Annotated in this window: 14 protein-coding genes; 6 read left to right on the forward strand and 8 right to left on the reverse strand. The window is 37.2% G+C overall.

The features are described from left to right. Nucleotides 1–248: 248 nt before the first annotated feature. From N9R04_RS00585 to N9R04_RS00615, 7 genes are all read right to left on the reverse strand, one after another. Entirely contained in the window at nucleotides 249–1,373 is a 1,125-nt protein-coding gene (locus N9R04_RS00585) for an FAD-dependent monooxygenase (protein WP_262853572.1), read from the reverse strand. A gap of 85 nt (nucleotides 1,374–1,458) precedes the next feature. Beyond that, nucleotides 1,459–2,238: an N-acetylglucosaminidase gene (locus tag N9R04_RS00590; RefSeq protein ID WP_262853574.1), complete on the reverse strand. Its 780-nt coding sequence runs from the start codon at nucleotides 2,236–2,238 to the stop codon at nucleotides 1,459–1,461. A gap of 20 nt (nucleotides 2,239–2,258) precedes the next feature. Then, nucleotides 2,259–2,426, reverse strand: coding sequence for a hypothetical protein (locus N9R04_RS00595; protein ID WP_373316330.1), 168 nt, complete (start codon nucleotides 2,424–2,426; stop codon nucleotides 2,259–2,261). A 700-nt stretch (nucleotides 2,427–3,126) separates the two neighbouring features. Beyond that, on the reverse strand, nucleotides 3,127–3,594 hold the full coding sequence (locus tag N9R04_RS00600) for a helical membrane plugin domain-containing protein (RefSeq protein ID WP_262853577.1): 468 nt from the start codon (nucleotides 3,592–3,594) through the stop codon (nucleotides 3,127–3,129). Continuing rightward, complete coding sequence (gene fdhF, locus N9R04_RS00605; RefSeq protein ID WP_262853579.1) at nucleotides 3,594–6,548, reverse strand: formate dehydrogenase subunit alpha; 2,955 nt, start codon at nucleotides 6,546–6,548, stop codon at nucleotides 3,594–3,596. The genes N9R04_RS00600 and fdhF overlap by 1 nt, the downstream gene beginning before the upstream one ends. A gap of 533 nt (nucleotides 6,549–7,081) precedes the next feature. Further along, nucleotides 7,082–8,041 carry an LCP family glycopolymer transferase gene (locus tag N9R04_RS00610; protein ID WP_262853580.1) on the reverse strand — a complete coding sequence of 320 codons (960 nt, stop codon included), beginning with the start codon at nucleotides 8,039–8,041 and terminating at the stop codon, nucleotides 7,082–7,084. Nucleotides 8,042–8,404: 363 nt separating this feature from the next. Continuing rightward, on the reverse strand, nucleotides 8,405–9,193 hold the full coding sequence (locus N9R04_RS00615) for an inositol monophosphatase family protein (RefSeq protein WP_262853582.1): 789 nt from the start codon (nucleotides 9,191–9,193) through the stop codon (nucleotides 8,405–8,407). 408 nt (nucleotides 9,194–9,601) lie between these two features. Between N9R04_RS00615 and N9R04_RS00620 the strand changes: the two genes are divergently transcribed. The 6 genes from N9R04_RS00620 (at nucleotide 9,602) to N9R04_RS00645 (ending at nucleotide 16,172) form a co-directional block, all read left to right on the forward strand. Continuing rightward, nucleotides 9,602–10,291, forward strand: coding sequence for a helix-turn-helix transcriptional regulator (locus N9R04_RS00620; RefSeq protein ID WP_262853583.1), 690 nt, complete (start codon nucleotides 9,602–9,604; stop codon nucleotides 10,289–10,291). Nucleotides 10,292–11,261: 970 nt separating this feature from the next. Next, nucleotides 11,262–11,600, forward strand: a complete 339-nt coding sequence (locus tag N9R04_RS00625) for a hypothetical protein (RefSeq protein WP_262853585.1) — start codon at nucleotides 11,262–11,264, stop codon at nucleotides 11,598–11,600. A 91-nt stretch (nucleotides 11,601–11,691) separates the two neighbouring features. Then, nucleotides 11,692–12,738 (forward strand): MupG family TIM beta-alpha barrel fold protein, encoded by a 1,047-nt coding sequence (locus N9R04_RS00630; protein WP_262853587.1) that lies wholly within the window; start codon nucleotides 11,692–11,694, stop codon nucleotides 12,736–12,738. Nucleotides 12,739–12,750: 12 nt separating this feature from the next. After that, complete coding sequence (murQ, locus tag N9R04_RS00635; RefSeq protein WP_262853589.1) at nucleotides 12,751–13,635, forward strand: N-acetylmuramic acid 6-phosphate etherase; 885 nt, start codon at nucleotides 12,751–12,753, stop codon at nucleotides 13,633–13,635. Between the two features lie 232 nt (nucleotides 13,636–13,867). Beyond that, the gene (locus tag N9R04_RS00640; RefSeq protein ID WP_262853590.1) at nucleotides 13,868–15,295 is read left to right on the forward strand and encodes a PTS transporter subunit EIIC; all 1,428 of its coding nucleotides are present in this window, start codon (nucleotides 13,868–13,870) and stop codon (nucleotides 15,293–15,295) included. A 1-nt stretch (nucleotide 15,296) separates the two neighbouring features. Then, the gene (locus N9R04_RS00645; RefSeq protein ID WP_262853591.1) at nucleotides 15,297–16,172 is read left to right on the forward strand and encodes a MurR/RpiR family transcriptional regulator; all 876 of its coding nucleotides are present in this window, start codon (nucleotides 15,297–15,299) and stop codon (nucleotides 16,170–16,172) included. A 489-nt stretch (nucleotides 16,173–16,661) separates the two neighbouring features. On the opposite strand, the gene N9R04_RS00650 is transcribed toward N9R04_RS00645, so the two are convergent. After that, nucleotides 16,662–18,053, reverse strand: coding sequence for an amino acid permease (locus N9R04_RS00650; protein ID WP_262853592.1), 1,392 nt, complete (start codon nucleotides 18,051–18,053; stop codon nucleotides 16,662–16,664). Between the last annotated feature and the right edge of the window lie 439 nt (nucleotides 18,054–18,492).

Raw genomic sequence — 18,492 nt, forward strand, 5'->3', positions numbered from 1 at the left:
TGTATAGAAGAAGCACTCAGATGAAAGGAATTAAATCATCTGAGTGCTATTTTTTGGCTCTTTGGCAAATAGGACTGATTTGAAAACGCGCTTGTATCAAGCTTTTTTCATTTCTAGTCATCCTTGCCGGGGCGGGACTACGAAATCTTTTTATTCAAATTAGATTTCTGCCCCGCTCCCTATTTTTTCGGGATTTATATCCCTGTGTCATCTCGCCCTTGCTCATTATGCTCTATTGTTAAATGAACCTATTTGGCTTTACTCTTATATAAAAATTTAGTTTGTCGTGTACCGTAAGAATTAGGCAAGGCCTTAGCGATCATATTACGTATTCTAATGACTAGTGGATTAGTGTGTTGAGCAATCTTTCCAATCTTACGTGAACGCTTGATTACTTTAGCTGTGTGCTTCACTCTTATTTGGTTGAACCGCTTCAAGCTCTCATTGAAATCATAATGTCTTAAACAATTGACTAGAACAATCGCATCTTCCATGGCTTGTCCTGCCCCTTGGCCCATGTTAGGAGTAGTAGCGTGTGCAGCGTCCCCTATAAGGATTGTGCGTCCATAGACAAATGAATCAAGCGGCTTTAAATCATACATATCATGATGCAGTATGCCCGTTTCACCTTGTTTGTCTAATATTTGACGAACGTCATCTGGATAATGATTAAACCGAGCTTGTAAATGGGGTTTCCCATATTCGCTCAAAGCCTCATCTTTTTCTTTAGCATTAATTGATATGAACCAATAGGCTTGGTTATTAAGTAAAGGTACGATGCCGACACGGCCCTTCGCACCCCAGTATTCACGTGCCACATGTGCCTCTTCTAATTGAACATCTTCGACCATCCCTCTAAAGACGGTATAGCCTTGATAGTTAACTTTACACTTAGGGGCTACATTCTCTCGGATCACAGAGTGGATGCCATCTGCTCCTAGACATAAATCAAATGTCTCAGATTCTTGACCTTGAAAATGAACTGTCACTTTCATATCGCTATTATCTATTTTAACCACTTTGTGACCAGTATAAATATCTGAATCTGGAACATAGGAGGCTATAACGTCAATTAAAGATTGGCGCTTTAACGTGAGATTAACACTATTCTTTTTAAGCTCTACGGTTGAAAGTGGCTGTGCTTGATCACTTAAAATTTGCATTCGATTAACCACTTGGCCTGCATTTTTAAGTCCTTTGGCTAAATCATGATTACCTAATTTGCTAAGTACGTTATCTCCTATTCCAATGCCGGAACCGAGCTCTTTAATCTCCGGCTCTTTCTCAAAGACTTTGACTTCATGTCCTTCTTCGCTTAATAGTGCCGCTGCTGTTAAGCCCCCGATACCAGCACCTACTACAGCTATTTTCATATTAACACCACCTCAATTCTTAACGCTCGTTTATATTCTATCATAGCCAGCTAGCTCATCCTCATTGGCATTTAGACTAACAGCTTTATTTTTTATAGTAGTCTTTATCGATATGATCTTTTTTGATACCTAGCTTTTGATAATATCTATCCATATAACGTGCTATATTGTCATCCCAGTTAATATCACTGGCATATTGATGAGTGCCAGGTTGTCGGGGATTCCAACGCATCTCATAAAGTGAGAGCTGTTGATTCTCAAAATAATGATGACGTACAAATTCAGCTCCACCCATTATTGCTTTACGTGGAGAAGTCCAATTATGTTTCTTTGCATAACTATTACCGTGATGTAACGCATTCTCATCAAAGGCGCCAATACCGAAAAAATTATAATATCGCTTGTTGCCATCTTTTAACCCATACGCTAATTGTGATTCACCATTCCCCGTTTCAAGTTGTGCATGACTAACGAGGTATAAAGCGTTAACTTCATATTTATCTTGCGCATCAAGGAAGGCCTGTCCTTCGCCCTCAAGTATTCCCTTACCCTTTAACAAATGGTTTATTTCCTTTTTAGACAAAGCAACTTTTTCCGAAATATCCATATGTTTAAGGTTATGGTGGCGATCATCTACTGCCATGCTGCTTTCTACGTCTCTCTTAGAGGCATGAATGAATCGTCCGTCCTTTTCTTTCGTATTTAGCATCCCTTTAGCAGTTTGTTTCTCTAACGCTTCACCGAAAGTATGGGTCTTCTGATTGTCGAATAGCGATGTATCAAATATAAGGAAGAGAGTTCCTAAGATAAGCAATAAGACTATGGTAACAATGAGGACAAACCGTTTTTTTATAAAATCTAACATGAATATTGTTCCCCTTTAACCTACTTAAGTACGAAATAAGCAATCATCACGGCTACAAGTACTAAGATAAAAGAGATATTAATTGCCCACTTCATTCCCGTACGTTCTCTGAAAAAAACATTAAACATAACTAAACTGATTGCTAAAGATACTACAAACATGGTGATAGCCATCACTAGCTTTAACATAATGAGTAGTATAATTCCAATGACTAAAAAAACATTGGAGACAATAGCCAATATTTTTAATTGTTGTTGTCTAATTACCTTTCACTCCTACTAAAATTTCTTGAATTCGTTAAAATTGTACCATAAGACTCCTCAATAAACGACGGGTAAAGACATTAATCCGTACTGTCTAGCTGCTTCTTTCTATCGCCACGCCTACTTGGGAGCGGGACAGAAATCTTTTTATTCAAATGAGATGTCTGTCTCGCTCCCTCCCCAGAGCACAGAACCTTTATATCTCAACCTTTCATAACAAATATGTAAATCATTTCTAATATAACTCTAACATCTTCATTAATCCCCTGTAATATTCTCAAGGAGATATGAAATATAATTTTCATCATCTTATATGTACGACAATAAAAAGTGAAGAATTGCGCGGGAACAAATACACGCCGGCACAGCATGCATTCCTGGGGAATAGTATATCGAATGTAGATGCTTCACTATCTTAGTTATACGAAGCCGTCATCGACTATCCATCATTGCAATATAACTTTGAATCATGATATGAAGCACTATCCCTAGGCAAACATGGCTAAACTGCCGGCGTTGTAGATTTAAATCCAGTCAGAGACTTCATCAAACTAAATTGACCTCATCTCATTTATTATCATTTAATTTCGTTTCAGATTATCTCTTATTTAAATAGCAGCATCCTTTATTCTCTAGACATACCTTTAAGTAAGTTCAGCATATAAGTTAAGCCGCGATTGATCTCATCATCTCTTAAGATTTTCACCAAACCTGTAATCGATGTCTTTTGATTAGGATTAGCAGCATTTGCAACACGTAAACCGCTATTCACTTTATTTAATATACGACTTAAGTCATCAACATTCAATTCACCTAGCATGAAGACGAGTGAAGCCATATTAGAAATTAGTCCACTATACTGTTCTTTGTTCAATTCAGTAGCAAACTTATTTGCAATAACACCTCTACCTCGCATCATACCGCTCATTGCGTCTAAGACTTTTGCTTCATCTAACGCGCTCACGAGGTTGATTGCTTTGAGGATGCTCTCTTTGTTATTAGCAATAGCAGTAGTAACTTCTTCTAAGTTATCTTGTTTAATTTGCTCTTCTGATTTTTCTACACGTCTGATCTTAGTTATTCTCTCAGCCATTATTTATCCACCTGACTTCCTGGGAAGACGTAATCTTCTCGCTTCCACTTATTCTGAACTTGAACACTGTACTGAGGTTGACGCTCTTTATTAACACGGAAATTCGTAGGGTTTAAAGGAGACTTTCCTCTTCTCGTCTTAACTTCCATGCGACAACTTGTTCGCTTGTAAGATGGAGTATCCGTATCTTTATCGACGTCGCTATTCGTCAGCATATTTATCGCACTATTGTCACCATGTACCATAGCGTTGTTATTAAGTGGGATATAGATTTCCTTGCCTTTAACACGATCGGTAACATGAACCATCATCGTTGCTTCACCAGTATCAGAGATAAGTTTAACTTCTGCACCTTCGTGTATGCCACGATCTTCAGCAAGTTCTGGTGAAATCTCTACGAATGTATGCGGCATCTTGTATTCTAAACCTTTGACGCGGTAAGTCATATTACCTTCGTGGAAATGCTCAAGTAAACGCCCGTTATTCACATGTAAATCATACTCTTCGCTCTGTTTAAAGAAATTATCAAATGTTAATGGGAAGAATTTTGCTTTTTTATTCTCAAAGTTAAAGCCATTTAAATATAATATCGGTTCATCCGTACCATCTTCTGCAACTGGCCATTGCAAGCTATTGTAACCTTCCAAACGCTTATAAGAAACACCAGAGTATAACGGCGTTAAGCGAGCAATTTCATCCATAATTTCCGATGGGTGCGTGTAACCCCAATCATATCCTAGTTCTTTAGCAATACGTTGTATGATCTGCCAATCTGGTAACGAATCACCCTTAGGTTCTAAACCTTTATATAGGCGTTGAATACGACGTTCTGTATTCGTAAACGTCCCATCTTTTTCAAGTGCTGGACTAGCTGGTAAGACCACGTTAGCAAAAGTAGCTGTAAATGTGAAGAACGCATCTTGGACAACTAAGAAATCTACTTTTTCTAAAGCTGCTTGAACAAAGTTGATATTTGAGTCTACGATACCTGTATCTTCCCCATATAAGTATAGGGCATGAATTTCGTCATTATGAATACCTTCCATCATTTGATGATTATCTCTACCTGGCTCAGATGGTATTTCAACTCCATATTCACGTTCAAATTTAGCTCGTACGATGTCATCTCCAACACCTTGGTAACCTGGGAATTTATCAGGCATACTTCCCATATCACTGCAACCTTGAACATTGTTATGTCCACGTAAAGGATATGCGCCAGTACCAGGACGTCTATAATTACCAGTTGCTAACAATAAATTAGAAATAGCTGTAGATGTGTCACTACCGATATCTTGTTGCGTAACTCCCATAGCCCAGCAGATAGAAACTGACTCAGCAGCAACAACTTGTTCAGCGAAATCAATTAAATCTTCTTTAGGAATGCCTGTTGTTTCTTCAGCAAATTCCATGGTGAATGTTTCTAGAGATTTGTAATACTCATCGAAGTTTTCTACCCATTCATCAATAAACGCCTGGTCATGTTTATCGTTGTCGATGATGTATTTAGTTACAGCAGACAACCAAGCTAAATCAGTACCTGGCTTAGGTTGATAGAAGTTGTCAGCACGTTGTGCCATTTCATGTTTACGGATATCAAATACATTCAATGTATGATTATATAATTTTTGTCCACGTTTAATCTTAGAAGCTATCACAGGATGCGCTTCAGCAGTATTCGTTCCAATTAGCACCACCATGCTCGCCTTTACTAAATCTGAGATTGAGCCAGAGTCGCCACCGTGTCCCACAGTTCGGAATAAGCCCTTAGTTGCAGGGGCTTGGCAATAGCGTGAACAATTGTCAATGTTATTCGTACCAATCGCTTGGCGCGCTAACTTCTGCATAAGGTAAGATTCTTCATTCGTAGCTTTAGAAGAGGAAATAAAGGACAAATGACTCGGTCCTTTCTCATCTTTGATCTTCTTGAAGTTCTCACTGATCACTTTAAGTGCTTCATCCCATTCTACCTCGACAAATTCATCACCTTTACGGACCAATGGTTTAGTCAGACGCTCTTCTGAATCAGTGTAATCCCATCCAAACTTCCCTTTGACACAAGAGGACACTTGGTTCGCAGGAGATTCATGTTGCGGTTGAACTTTGAGCACTTCTCTTCCTTTCGTCCAAACATCAAACGAACAACCTACCCCACAATATGTACATACCGTCTTCGTCTTCTTAATACGTTCCTCACGCATAGCTGCCTCGGAATCTGAAATAGCAAATAATGGACCATATCCCGGCTCTGCTTTCTTAGTTAAATCAATCATGGCAGCTAATGACCCTGGTTCAAGGTCAGTCATATAACCCGCATTACCTTCCATATTGACTTCCATCATAGCGTTACATGGACAAACGGTTGCACATTGACCACAACCTACACAGGAAGAATCATTGATAGATACGTCATTATCCCAAATAACTCGTGGCTCTTTACGCTCCCAATCAATAGTCAAAGTTTCATTAACTTGAACATCTTGACATACTTCTACACAGCGCCCACAGAGTATACATTGATTCGGATCATAACGATAAAATGGACCATAATCCTTCTCGTAAGGTTTTGCTTTATATTCGTATGTTTGGTGTTCAAGCCCCCATTGATCCATCGTGTTGTGAATTTCACAATCGCCATTATTATAGTCACAAACAGTACAGTAGAGCTGGTGCTTTTCTAAAATTCTATCGAGCGCTTCTTTTTGACTCGACTGAACTCGATCGCTTTGAGTATTGACTACCATAGGTCGATCGACTATAGTACTACACGCTCTCTCGATCTTCCCATCTATTTCAACAGTACACGTATCACATGTTTGGATGGCACCTAAAGACTCGTTATAACAAATCGATGGTACAAACGTGTTCTGAGATTTAATAAATTCTAATAAGTTAGTTCCAGGTTCTACAAGATAATCTTTGCCATCTAATGTGACAATTAAATGTTCTTGCATGATATCACCCCTCATCTAAATTAATGCCCTTGCCTCATCTTACGTTGCATAACATCTGCTTTAAATGCCCCACACAAAAACAGAATGTCTTAAAGCTATTCTATACTCAAAAATTATAATTGTTAAGTATTTGTACACTTTTTCCTCTTAATCCATTCACTCGTTATTAAATAGTTTCATACCGCTCCCGTGTCCCGGTTCTGCTCAAATTATAAACGCTTTTATCCCGACCTCTATATCTGAACTATAAGGGGAGGATATAAGAAGTAGTCCGCTGAAAGTTTGGAACTTAGACATGACAAACTACTCAAATGTGATCCTTCCTATCTCTACTCAATAGCAATCTCAATGCTAACTACTGGTATTACTTTTAGCGCTACCAATGCTAGAGGGATGATGTTACTATCTACAGATTTAGCACTCAAGATGATACTCAGCTATACGTCTCTACGACCATAAAAATAAAAAGGTAGTAAGAAAATTCTCCTCATCATTTTCTTACTACCTCAAAACAGCGACTCTCGCTTATAGTTCTATAGATCTAAATTTGAGTTTATAATTTGTTTGTTCTCTTGGAGTGAACTATCACTAGGAACGAAATAGTATAATCCATCCTCTTGTATACCACCAGAACCTTCTAATTGGTGTCGATTAACTTCATCATTAGCTTCTTTATAATGACTGCGCACCTTGCTCAATTCTCCTAAGGATAAATCTGTCTTAACATTATTTTTAATTTGATTCATCAATGCATTGAAGTGTGTGAGTGAGCGTGCACTTGTTAATTTATTCGCTAATCCTTGAATAACAATTTGCTGACGTTCTTGTCTCCCGAAGTCACCACCGGCACCTTCTTCTTTGCGGCTTCTCATGAAAGCCATCGCTTGAGCACCATTTAAATGTACTTGCTCACCTTTAGAAAAGGATTGACCGTCATATGAAAACGTCGCATTACTCGTGACATCTATCCCTCCGACAGTATCGATCATTTCTTTCATACCATCCATGTCTATTGTAGCATAGTGATCTATAGGTACATCTAATAGCTTTTCTAACGATTTTACTGCCATATTTGGCCCACCATAAGCATAGGCGTGATTGATTTTTTCAGTTGAATTACGGCCTGCGATCTCCGCTTTCGTATCTCGGGGGATGCTAAGAATTTCTGTTGTTCTCTTATTAGGGTTAATAGATAACACCATGATAGTATCTGAGCGTTGACCCCCGCCTTTTTCAGCACGCTGAGCATCTGAATCGACACCAAATAAAGCAATCGTGAATGGGTCGCCTTTATCCAAGTCTACTGAATGACTTCTAAGTGATGATTTCTCACGATCTAGAGGGCTATGTATAGTCCCTCCAACTGCAAATATTTTGTACCCGACGTAAAGCATAAAGATTACGGCAAATATTACTAAGATGCCGAGGACCCACATAACAATTCTAAGTACTCCGTGCTTAGGTTTCTGTTCATAGTAATCTGAGCGTTTCACTCACATCACTTCCTATCTCTTTATTTTTTTAATTACTATTAAGTTTTGCTATTTAATAAACAACCTTCAATTTAATTCTATACGTCAACTACTCACCGCTTAGCCAAACCTAACGATGCTTAACGCTTGAAGTAGGATCTTCTTGGGAATAAAGCGTACTTGTAAGTTTTTTTTCTCACAGCGGTTGATCTTATTGACCAAGCTATCCCTATAATTCCTACGGTTCGCGATTCTCTTTGTGTTAATTGCTGTATTCATAAACGCGCGATCAAAACATTGCTACTCGCGTTTATGCTTTGGAAGACACTTGTGCTCATCGTGCAGTTCTGCTCAGATTCTAAACGCTTTTCTTCGCCTTTATTATTAAATATAACCTCCTTTGCTATTTAGAATATCTAACACCTCTTGATGACACCCTGAGTTACTAATTATAAATGGTCCTGCTTTCGTGAAGTCTATCTCTTCACCGTCTAACGTGGTCATACGCAACCCTAATTCCTCAGCAAATAAGAACTGTGCTGCTATATCCCACGGCTTTGGATTAGTATTAAAATGGGCCGCAAATTGACCCTTAATTACTCGAATAGAGTCCAATCCGCATGCGCCAATAGAACGATAACTAAAAGCGGCTTCAAACAAATCATTTAACGTTTCAGCATTAACGAACTGTGCGCCGAATGATAAAATTCCTTCTTGTAGAGGGATATGGGGTGGTGTGGGTAGTTTCTTGCCATTAACATAAGCACCACTCCCTCGTTTAGCATGATAAAGCTGTTGTCGCGGGTAGTCATATATGTATGAGAGCATTGGCTGCCCATCAATAAAGTAAGCTAGAATAATACAATAATCTTCTTGCTGTTTAACCAAATTCATCGTGCCATCAATAGGGTCCATAACCCACGTGTGTCCTCGTTTAGGATTGATGTCTTCATTAGATTTTTCTTCAGCTAGTAACTGATGTTGAGGGCAGTGTTCGTGTAGAAACGATTCAAAATCATTTTGTATAGTTCGATCGACATTGGTCACTAAGTCATAGCGGTTTTGTTTTGTTGATAACTGCATATCTTTAACTAAGTTAGGTATCATCTCATCTAACGTTCTCAACCATGTTTGAACTCTCTCATCTATCACTTGAAGTGATTTGTCATCCATCATCTCACCTCTGACGTTTTAATTATCTTTTGACTTATTAATTTAGCTATATTTTATCATAAACATTTTTTAAGTTTAGCTCTTTCATTAATTATAATCATAAAAAAACCGACTAGATTGTTCTAGCCGGAAAATAGAAAGGAAAGTAAGTAATAAATATTTTGAAGATGTTTGAATAGTAACGCATACGAATAAGAAACATCTAACTATTAATAAATAGTCTACCCCTAAGTGTTCTCATTCGTTATCCCCTTGTTACTAATTACTATATTAGCATACTTAATTTAAAAATGTAAGCGTTTTCTTAAAATTTTTTTCGACTTTTCTTTTTAAACTCCTGAAATGTCGCCACTGTGCGATTTATGCTATAATAAGTGTAAATAGTAATGTCAAAAGAGGTGTTTAATTATGAGTAAAAAAGAGCGCCAAAATCAAATTATCGAAAAGATTCAATCTAATAATCAAATGTCTGCCTCAACTCTAGCAAATCAACTCGGCGTCTCTAAGAGGACTATCCTACGTGATATAGACGATCTTGAGAAACAAGGTGTGAGAATCATCGCTAGATATGGTGTGCACGGTGGATACCAAATTGCTGAAGCACCTCATAACTACGCACTTCACTTAACGGAAGACCAACTTATTGCATTATTTCTAGTGTTAAACGAAAGCCAATCGTACTCGTCGCTACCATTCAAAGATGATATTAAACCCATCATCCAGCAATGTTTAAATTTACCATATACTAAACTTCGTAGCACTTTAAAAAAGTTAGATAAATACATTAAATTCGAGGATTACTCAGAAACATTACTGCCCCAATTTTATACTGATATTCTAATTTACAGTATGGAGAGAAATGTAATGTCTATAGAGTATAGAACGCGTAAAGATACTTCACAAACAGAGAACGTGATCTTTATAGGAATGGTTTGTAAGCAAGGCGTGTGGAATGCTGTAATATTTGAAATTGGGACAGGTAAGACTAACCTCATCTCTGTCATAGATATTGAAGATATTTCCTATTCCTTTGAGAAGAAGATTCAAACGCATGACATTACACTTAATAATTACCAAACTCATCTCAAAGAAACATGAACTTTAGACAATACCGATTTTCTAATAAATTTCATTATTATCCCTAAGCTAACTCGAATTCAAAAAAGCGATACGCTAACATCTTTAGAAATTCTGTCCGTCCCTGAGTAATTAACACAGACGCTATATTTAACAAAGGTGGTAGTATTTGTAGCTCAGCTACTCCTGTCCCCATTCTCATCTATGCAAGTTAATCGCACAAAGCGATAATAAAAGTTAGTTAATATATGTATTACTATAAAAAATGATTAGATATCTGCCAGTTTTTTAAATACACAACTACAAGCACACTAGCTTCAATAAGATAATTTCCCATATTCAATTAGCGTGAAAGTTTCAAGAACGCGCTGAAATGATACTCACACTAATAAAGTTATATTTTTTACCTCACTATCCTCTTTTCAAATGTCTAAAGAAGTTTCTTCAACAATAGGTGCTGTCTAACCATTACGATGAAGATAAAGGATGAAAATGATTTGACTGTCAACAGATGATCAATCTCTTGGTTATCTTTAAGTTCAAGAATGTTGATATCTCTTAAGTAGCAAGTTGACTATAGTTTCATGCGCTTAAAGTAGAACATAAACACGAAAAATATAACGCTGATTAACAGCCACGATCCTAATTATATAGATGTCTTTCTTAGCAAAGTGATCAAACGCTTTAATTTCAACAAAACATCATAACGCTTTTTAGCAATCACATAAGCCACTATTACAACCGATATAAGAGCTTCTTTCAACTCATCCCCCCGCCCCAGTAGTCAACCCTTTATGTCGAAATCAAAATTCCTGTCATAGCGACAATAAATATTGGGAGACTAAGATAATCTCTCCAAACTATATCTTTAAGGCTATACATTTTCGCATCCCCTTGTCACCTCACATCGAACCCTCCACGACTCATAAAGCATTCACTCTTTATAACATGATAAACGGAATGCTAACAATTTTAAGAAAGGATTCTTACCATGATAGACTTTCAAGAACTTTTCACTCTACAGCAACATGTTTATACTCTACTTCACCATATAGAACTGTATCACTTTGCAATCTATGAAAATGAGAAGCAAAAACAATTATACCAAGAGCGTATTATCAGCTATGTGAAAGAAGAATTAGAAAGGATAAACGCTGCAGACCATACGTCCTTTACACTATTTCATCATAAGTATTGCGATCAACTCACTCAATTAGAACGCTACCCTTTAGAAGAGTTAACGGCTGGTAAGAGAACGGCTTATATTATAGACACTCAAAACAAAATTATTTCTTTATACAATCAAATCGATAAAATTTTACATGATTAGCAATATTAATTGAAAATTTATAGAAATGAAATTGTAAAGTTACGAGAGGTGGTGTAGAATGAAATCGATTACAGTTTAGGAGGATAATATTATGTCCGGTTTTTCAGTTTATTTAGGAGAGAAAACTGATTATAAATATATACAATCTATGATTGATATCGGATATAAGACTGTCTTCACTTCTCTACAAATTCCTGAAGAAGACACAACTACCTGTTATCAACAGTTAAGTGATTTATTATATCACTTTCAACATGACCAACTAACCTTTATCATCGATGTTAACCCTTCTAAACTGAATCATTCGTTTTACCAGTTACTTTCTGAATATCCACATGGGAATTATGTTATTAGATTAGATCAATTTACTTCTCTAGATTTAATTAAAGAATTTACCGCTAAAGGCTTCTACTGTTGTTTGAATGCGAGTACCATTTCAAGAGATTTGCTTAATCAACTATCACCAATCGATAACTTTAAGAATATAGTCTACTGTCATAATTACTATCCTCGTCCAGACACTGGATTAAATGACGTATTTGTTAAACAACAAAATCAACTCATTAGAGAATTTAATCCTCAAGCTACTATCTATGGCTTTATCAGTGGTACTGAGAAACGAGGCCCTCTATTCAAGGGACTTCCAACGCTCGAAGCAAATCGTAAATCTCATCCGATATTTAGTGCTCAGCACTTAATTGACACTGAAATCAATCATGTTATTGTAGGAGACATTCAATTACAACTACTAGAAGCGAAACGTTTATATAAAGCTATTCATCAACGGCATTTCACTCTAACTATCACGCTTACTCAAGATTCAAATGCGAACCGTCAGCTTATAAATGCAGTGCATACCGTCCGCTACGATGGGCCTGAATCAGTTATACGTTCACAAGAAGCACGATCTATTTTAAACGATACTGTTACACCTGCCTATTGTTATAAGCGTGAAGTCGGTTCCATAACAATCGACAATTGTCTTAATGGTCGTTATGAAGGTGAGCTACAAATAATTAAAGATCCTCTTCCTTCACATCCACATGTCAATTGTGTTGGTATGGTAAGCGAAAAAGACTTAGAGGTGCTGAACTGTTTAAGTAGTAATGATACTTTTGACTTTGCAGTCGAGACATAGGGAGATGAAATAATGAATCGGATGACAACCGAAGCACGTAACCCGAGAACGATGCAACTTGATGAAATGACTACTGAAGAAGCACTGCGCACTATGAATGAAGAAGATCAACTTGTACCTAAGGAAATTGAAAAAGTTATTCCTCGACTAGCACACATTATAGACCTCATTACTCAGTTAATGAAAAAAGGTGGCAGATTAATCTATATGGGGGCAGGTACGAGTGGCAGACTTGGTGTTTTAGACGCGGCTGAATGCGTACCTACCTTTAATACTAAAAAGGACGATGTTATCGGTCTTATAGCGGGTGGACAACAAGCGATGTTAGAGGCAGTCGAGGGTGCCGAAGATAGTGATATCCTCGCTACTCAAGATTTAAAAGCACTTTCGTTAAGCGAAAAAGATGTAGTTATTGGGATCGCAGCTAGTGGAAAGACACCTTACGTAGTAGGCGGACTTGAATATGCAAATCATGTAGGTGCTACTACAGTCGCTATCTCATGCAACATTAATACGCCTATCAGTGATATTGCAAGCCACCCTATCGAAATTAACGTTGGACCTGAGGTATTAACTGGTTCCACTCGTTTAAAAGCAGGTACAGCCCAAAAATTAATATTAAATATGATCTCTACCATGACGATGGTCGGTTTAGGTAAGGTTTATGGAAACTTAATGGTAGATCTTCAAGCGACAAACCAAAAATTAATCCAACGTTCTGTTGGTATCATTCAAGATATATGCGATTTAAATCTCGAAGAAGCGGAAGCGCTATACAAAGAGGCACACTATCATTTAAAGCCTGCAGTAGTCATGCACCTTGCACAATGTTCGTACGAGATAGCTACTAAACGTTTAGAAGCTAATAATGGACAGATTAAGAAAGCGTTAATTTAGTCATCCACAACACTGTTTATTAAGAATAGAAAAGAAATGCCTAACTTAACTCTGATTTATTGAGCGAGCTTACTACGCTCTAAATTTATTAACATTTAGTTGCAATACTTAATAACTGTTCTCATAAATTAATAAAATTGATATTAATTTCCATATTTCTATCACAATATTTTTAATAAAATTTAACTCTTGTCTTAGCCCAAACCATATTGAACACGAGGAGGTTATTCATATGGCAACTATTCAAGAATTAACAGATGAGATTATCGAAGCCATTGGTGGCATAGACAATGTTGATAACGTTATTAATTGTATGACACGAGTTCGCGTAAAAGTACATGACGAATCGAACATCAATTACGATCAACTCAAAGCTATTGATGGCGTCTTAGGCGTGGTCCAAGACGACCGTTTACAAATCGTTGTTGGCCCAGGAAAAGCAAGCAAAGTAGCGAATCAAATGTCTGAAGTGAGCGGAGCCTCTCCGACCCATTCAGACCAAACTTATAAGCAAGCTGCAGAAGCTAAAGCACAGAAAAATATGCAAGCATACTCTTCCCTGCAGAAGAACGGACCAATGAGCAAGTTCTTTAAGACTATTGCCAATATTTTCATTCCTTTAATTCCAGCTTTTATTGGAGCCGGATTAATCGGAGGAATAGGTGCCGTTATTGAGAATTTGTTAACTGCTCATTATATTTCAGGCGCCTTTTTTACTCAATTAGTTACAATATTCGGTGTCATTAAAGATGGTATGCTAGCCTACCTTGCAATCTTTACAGGTATCAATGCTGCTAAGGAGTTTGGCGCTACTCCTGGTTTAGGTGGCGTGATTGGCGGTACGACCTTATTAACAGGATTAGATGATAATAAAGCCATTACTAACCTGTTTACTGGCGATCATTTGCAAGCAGGACAAGGAGGCATCATCGGTGTCATCTTTGCAGTCTGGCTCTTAAGCCTCATTGAAAAACGATTACACAAAGTCATTCCTGATGAAGTAGATGTCATCATTACACCAACGATTACTCTCCTTATCATCGGCTTACTCACTATATTTATTATTATGCCTTTAGCAGGATTCGTATCAGATGGTTTAGTAGGCGTCATTAATTGGATTATTAATGTGGGCGGTATATTTAGCGGCTTTATCATTGGTGCCTTCTTCTTACCATTGGTTATGTTAGGCTTACATCATATATTTACACCTATCCATATTGAGATGATAAATAAGACGGGCGCAACTTACCTCTTGCCTATCGCTGCGATGGCTGGAGCAGGCCAAGTAGGTGCAGCTCTAGCACTATGGGTTCGCTGCCGACATAACAAAACGCTTAGGGATACGCTCAAAGGCGCGCTTCCCGTAGGTGTATTAGGTATTGGCGAACCACTTATCTACGGTGTTACGCTTCCATTAGGGAGACCATTCTTCACAGCCTGTCTCGGTGGTGGCATTGGTGGCGCAGTAATTGGCGGCATTGGTCATATCGGTGCTAAAGCAGTAGGACCAAGTGGTTGGTCGCTTCTACCGTTAATTTCAGATCATATGTATTTAGGTTATATTGCGGGTCTCTTTGCAGCATATGCAGGAGGTTTCGTATTCACATACTTATTCGGAACTACGAAATCAATGAGAAACTCGGATACATTAGGTGATTAATATGACCAACGTACTTATTAAAATAGAAAAAGTATATAATAAATTAACTAAAAGTGAAAAGAAAATTGCAGATTACGTTTTAAACCGACCACATTATCTCGTTAAGATGTCTGTTCAGCAATTTGCTAGTGAAATAGGCACCAGTACTGCTTCTATTGTGCGTTTTAGTAAAAAAGTAGCTGAGGGAGGATTTCAAGATTTAAAGTTATCTATTTCTCGTTTTCTTCCTGATGACACTAAGAAAAATAATTTACTGGAATTAGTGGATAATGAATCAATTGCTAGTATTTCAAATAAGTTATTAACCCGTGCTAAAGAAACGCTAAATGATGTTTCGATACATTTAAATGAGCGTGATATTGGTGCTATTTGTGATCAATTTAAGAGAGCTCGTACAGTGTTTCTATTCGGTTATGGTGCTTCATATGTGATAGCTACTGACTTGTTCCAAAAATTCTCACGCATAGGCTTAAATGTACGCTTTATCACAGAAACGCATCAACTGACTTCTACACTAGCTACACATGACTATCGCGATTGTGTGGTATTTATTACCAATCACGGCAGTCACAGCGAGTTACAAGCCATGGCGAAAGTAGCTGCAGATCACCACGTTTCTATCATTACGATTTCAAGTACGAAAGATAACCCAGTTGCACAAATCTCAGACCATACATTAACTTACGGGCAAACAGATGAAAATGAATTACGAATGGCAGCTACCACTTCACTATTTGCCCAACTCTTTACAGTAGATGTGTTGTATTATCGTTACATCGCTTTAAATTACCAAAATTCACTGGATTCAATAACGCAATCCAAGATGGCATTAGATAATTACCGTAAACATATTTCAAATATTCACTTTAAACATTAATCGGACGTCTAAAAATGATTGTGATAAAGACGATAGACCTTAATTTCACCAATCATTTTGATTCTTTAAATCCAGCTAGCACTTGAAAGTCTTGTGTGTTTATGAGTGTTTCAGAAGTATCTTTCTAGATTGCTTCTCTCACAAACACGAGACTGAGTGCTGGCTTTTTTATCTTACCGAAAAGAGATAGATGAGATACTGTAATGATGATATAACTAAAAGCTTATAAAGTTCACAACCTCCCCCTACAAATCTATTCATGATGCTAACAACCATCTGCACTTTTTAACATGTTGCACACCGGTCGTGAACAAAAAAGGATAAGACCGAAATCATTGTGATTTCAAAGCCTTATCCTTAATTAAAGTTCTTAAATGATATTAATAACCATTCGCTTTGTTTAATTTACATTACACATCAAATAATTACTAAATTAACATTATCCTTTAGAGTTAACGAAAGTATACTCAAGGTTGTTCTGCTTTTTTATTAAAACTCTTGTTCTTTCTTACTTAGTTTATGGTAACCCTTTATGAAATAAAATGCTGTCATAAGTGCTAGGAATACAATACCAATAACTACAGATACAACCGTTTCTTTATTGAATAGCATTCCGATTAAGACCATGAGGAAGAACACGATAGTGATATAACTACCAACCATACCTCCTGGCATTTTAAACGGATGACCCTCTACTTGCTCAGGGTGTAACTTTCTAAATCTCAAGTGACTAATAAGTATCATAAACCAAGGGATCATCCCTGGTAGAATAGAAGCACTATAAACGTATACGAATATATTTCCAGCACCTGGGATAATCTTAGGTAATACAACATTTAATAACGCACCTATTAAAATCCCCACTGAAATCGCCATAACTGCAAATAAAGGCACACCATTTTTCATAACTTTTAAGAATGATTTAGGCATTTGGCCTTTTTGAGCCAATGTATAAATCATACGACTCGCACTGAAAATACCTGAGTTACAACCTGACATTGCTGCTGTTAAGACAACGAAGTTAATTAAACCGGCAGCGAATGTGATACCTACTTTAGCAAAGGTTGCAACGAAAGGACTACCGATCTCTCCTAACTGATCCCATGGATAAACTGTTACAATGACGAAGATAGCACCAAGATAAAAGATGAGGATACGCCAAATAACACCATTGACCGCTGATTTAATATTCTTCTGCGGATCTTTCGTCTCACCTGCAGTGATACCTATCAATTCCACACCTTGATATGAACCGATGACAATGGATAGAGCAAAGAAGAAGCCTACCCAACCATTCGGCATAAATCCACCATGTGCCCATAAGTTAGACAAACCTGAAGCATGTCCACCTGCACCAAACCCGAAGAAGATTAAACCGAAACCTGCAATAATCATTAAAATAATTGTTACAACTTTAATCATTGCAAACCAGAATTCAAATTCACCAAACGCTTTTACTGAAGTTAAGTTGGCTGCCGCTAATAAGAAGACTACTATAACTCCTGGAATCCACTGCGGTAAGTCAGGGAACCAATAGTTCATATATTGACCCACTGCAATGACCTCACTCATACCTACAACAATCCACTGGAATATATTACTCCATGCAGTGATGTAACCAGCGACAGGATGTATATACTCACTTGCAAAGTGTGCAAAAGATCCTGTTGTTGGATTGAGATAAATCATTTCTCCCATTGCTCGCATGACTAAGAATAAAAATAGTCCGGCGATTAAGTATGCGAAGATAACTGAAGGCCCCGTCCATTTAATTGTGCTCGTTGCCCCCATAAAGAGACCTACGCCTATCGTTCCACCGAGTGCAATCATTCGCATTTGACGTGCACTCAGACCCCTTTGTAATTCATTGTTCTCTGCCATAATTCAAACCCCAATTCTTTAAAAGTCTAATGAAGAAAGTTTAAATTTCTTCTAAGTTCTGTAAGACCTAGTATTATCTGTCATCTGTGAACGGATTCCACTATTACTATACGAATTGTTCTCCCTCTATGTACACAAAGTAATTCTATAATAAGAAACGGGTTCCGCAATAAGATTAAAGTGCTATTTTGACGATAATGTAAGGGCTTACATTCTTTTTATTTATTCTATGTGATTTACGTTTAAAATGCAAAGTTTATTTCAAAGAATCTTCACAATATTATGTATGATTACTTTTTTAAGTCTACTTAATCTTGCTTTACTTAGCCTTTCTAACCATTTTAATAAAACTAAGATTTACTCAAAAAAAGTTAGAAACTGTATTTTTCAGAAATACACATATACACCACAAATAGAATACAACTATTTTACCATATAT

It is taken from the genome of Staphylococcus marylandisciuri (genome assembly GCF_025519785.1).
Classification (GTDB): Bacteria; Bacillota; Bacilli; order Staphylococcales; family Staphylococcaceae; genus Staphylococcus; species Staphylococcus marylandisciuri.

Coding starts and splice junctions, on each gene's coding strand:
- N9R04_RS00600 (WP_262853577.1), bottom strand. CDS start 3,594: ATGGCTGAGAGAATAACTAAGATCAGACGTGTAGAAAAATCAGAAGAG.
- N9R04_RS00595 (WP_373316330.1), bottom strand. CDS start 2,426: ATGTTAAAGCTAGTGATGGCTATCACCATGTTTGTAGTATCTTTAGCA.
- N9R04_RS00640 (WP_262853590.1), top strand. CDS start 13,868: ATGGCAACTATTCAAGAATTAACAGATGAGATTATCGAAGCCATTGGT.
- N9R04_RS00630 (WP_262853587.1), top strand. CDS start 11,692: ATGTCCGGTTTTTCAGTTTATTTAGGAGAGAAAACTGATTATAAATAT.
- murQ (WP_262853589.1), top strand. CDS start 12,751: ATGAATCGGATGACAACCGAAGCACGTAACCCGAGAACGATGCAACTT.
- N9R04_RS00585 (WP_262853572.1), bottom strand. CDS start 1,373: ATGAAAATAGCTGTAGTAGGTGCTGGTATCGGGGGCTTAACAGCAGCG.
- N9R04_RS00620 (WP_262853583.1), top strand. CDS start 9,602: ATGAGTAAAAAAGAGCGCCAAAATCAAATTATCGAAAAGATTCAATCT.
- fdhF (WP_262853579.1), bottom strand. CDS start 6,548: ATGCAAGAACATTTAATTGTCACATTAGATGGCAAAGATTATCTTGTA.
- N9R04_RS00590 (WP_262853574.1), bottom strand. CDS start 2,238: ATGTTAGATTTTATAAAAAAACGGTTTGTCCTCATTGTTACCATAGTC.
- N9R04_RS00615 (WP_262853582.1), bottom strand. CDS start 9,193: ATGGATGACAAATCACTTCAAGTGATAGATGAGAGAGTTCAAACATGG.
- N9R04_RS00625 (WP_262853585.1), top strand. CDS start 11,262: ATGATAGACTTTCAAGAACTTTTCACTCTACAGCAACATGTTTATACT.
- N9R04_RS00645 (WP_262853591.1), top strand. CDS start 15,297: ATGACCAACGTACTTATTAAAATAGAAAAAGTATATAATAAATTAACT.
- N9R04_RS00650 (WP_262853592.1), bottom strand. CDS start 18,053: ATGGCAGAGAACAATGAATTACAAAGGGGTCTGAGTGCACGTCAAATG.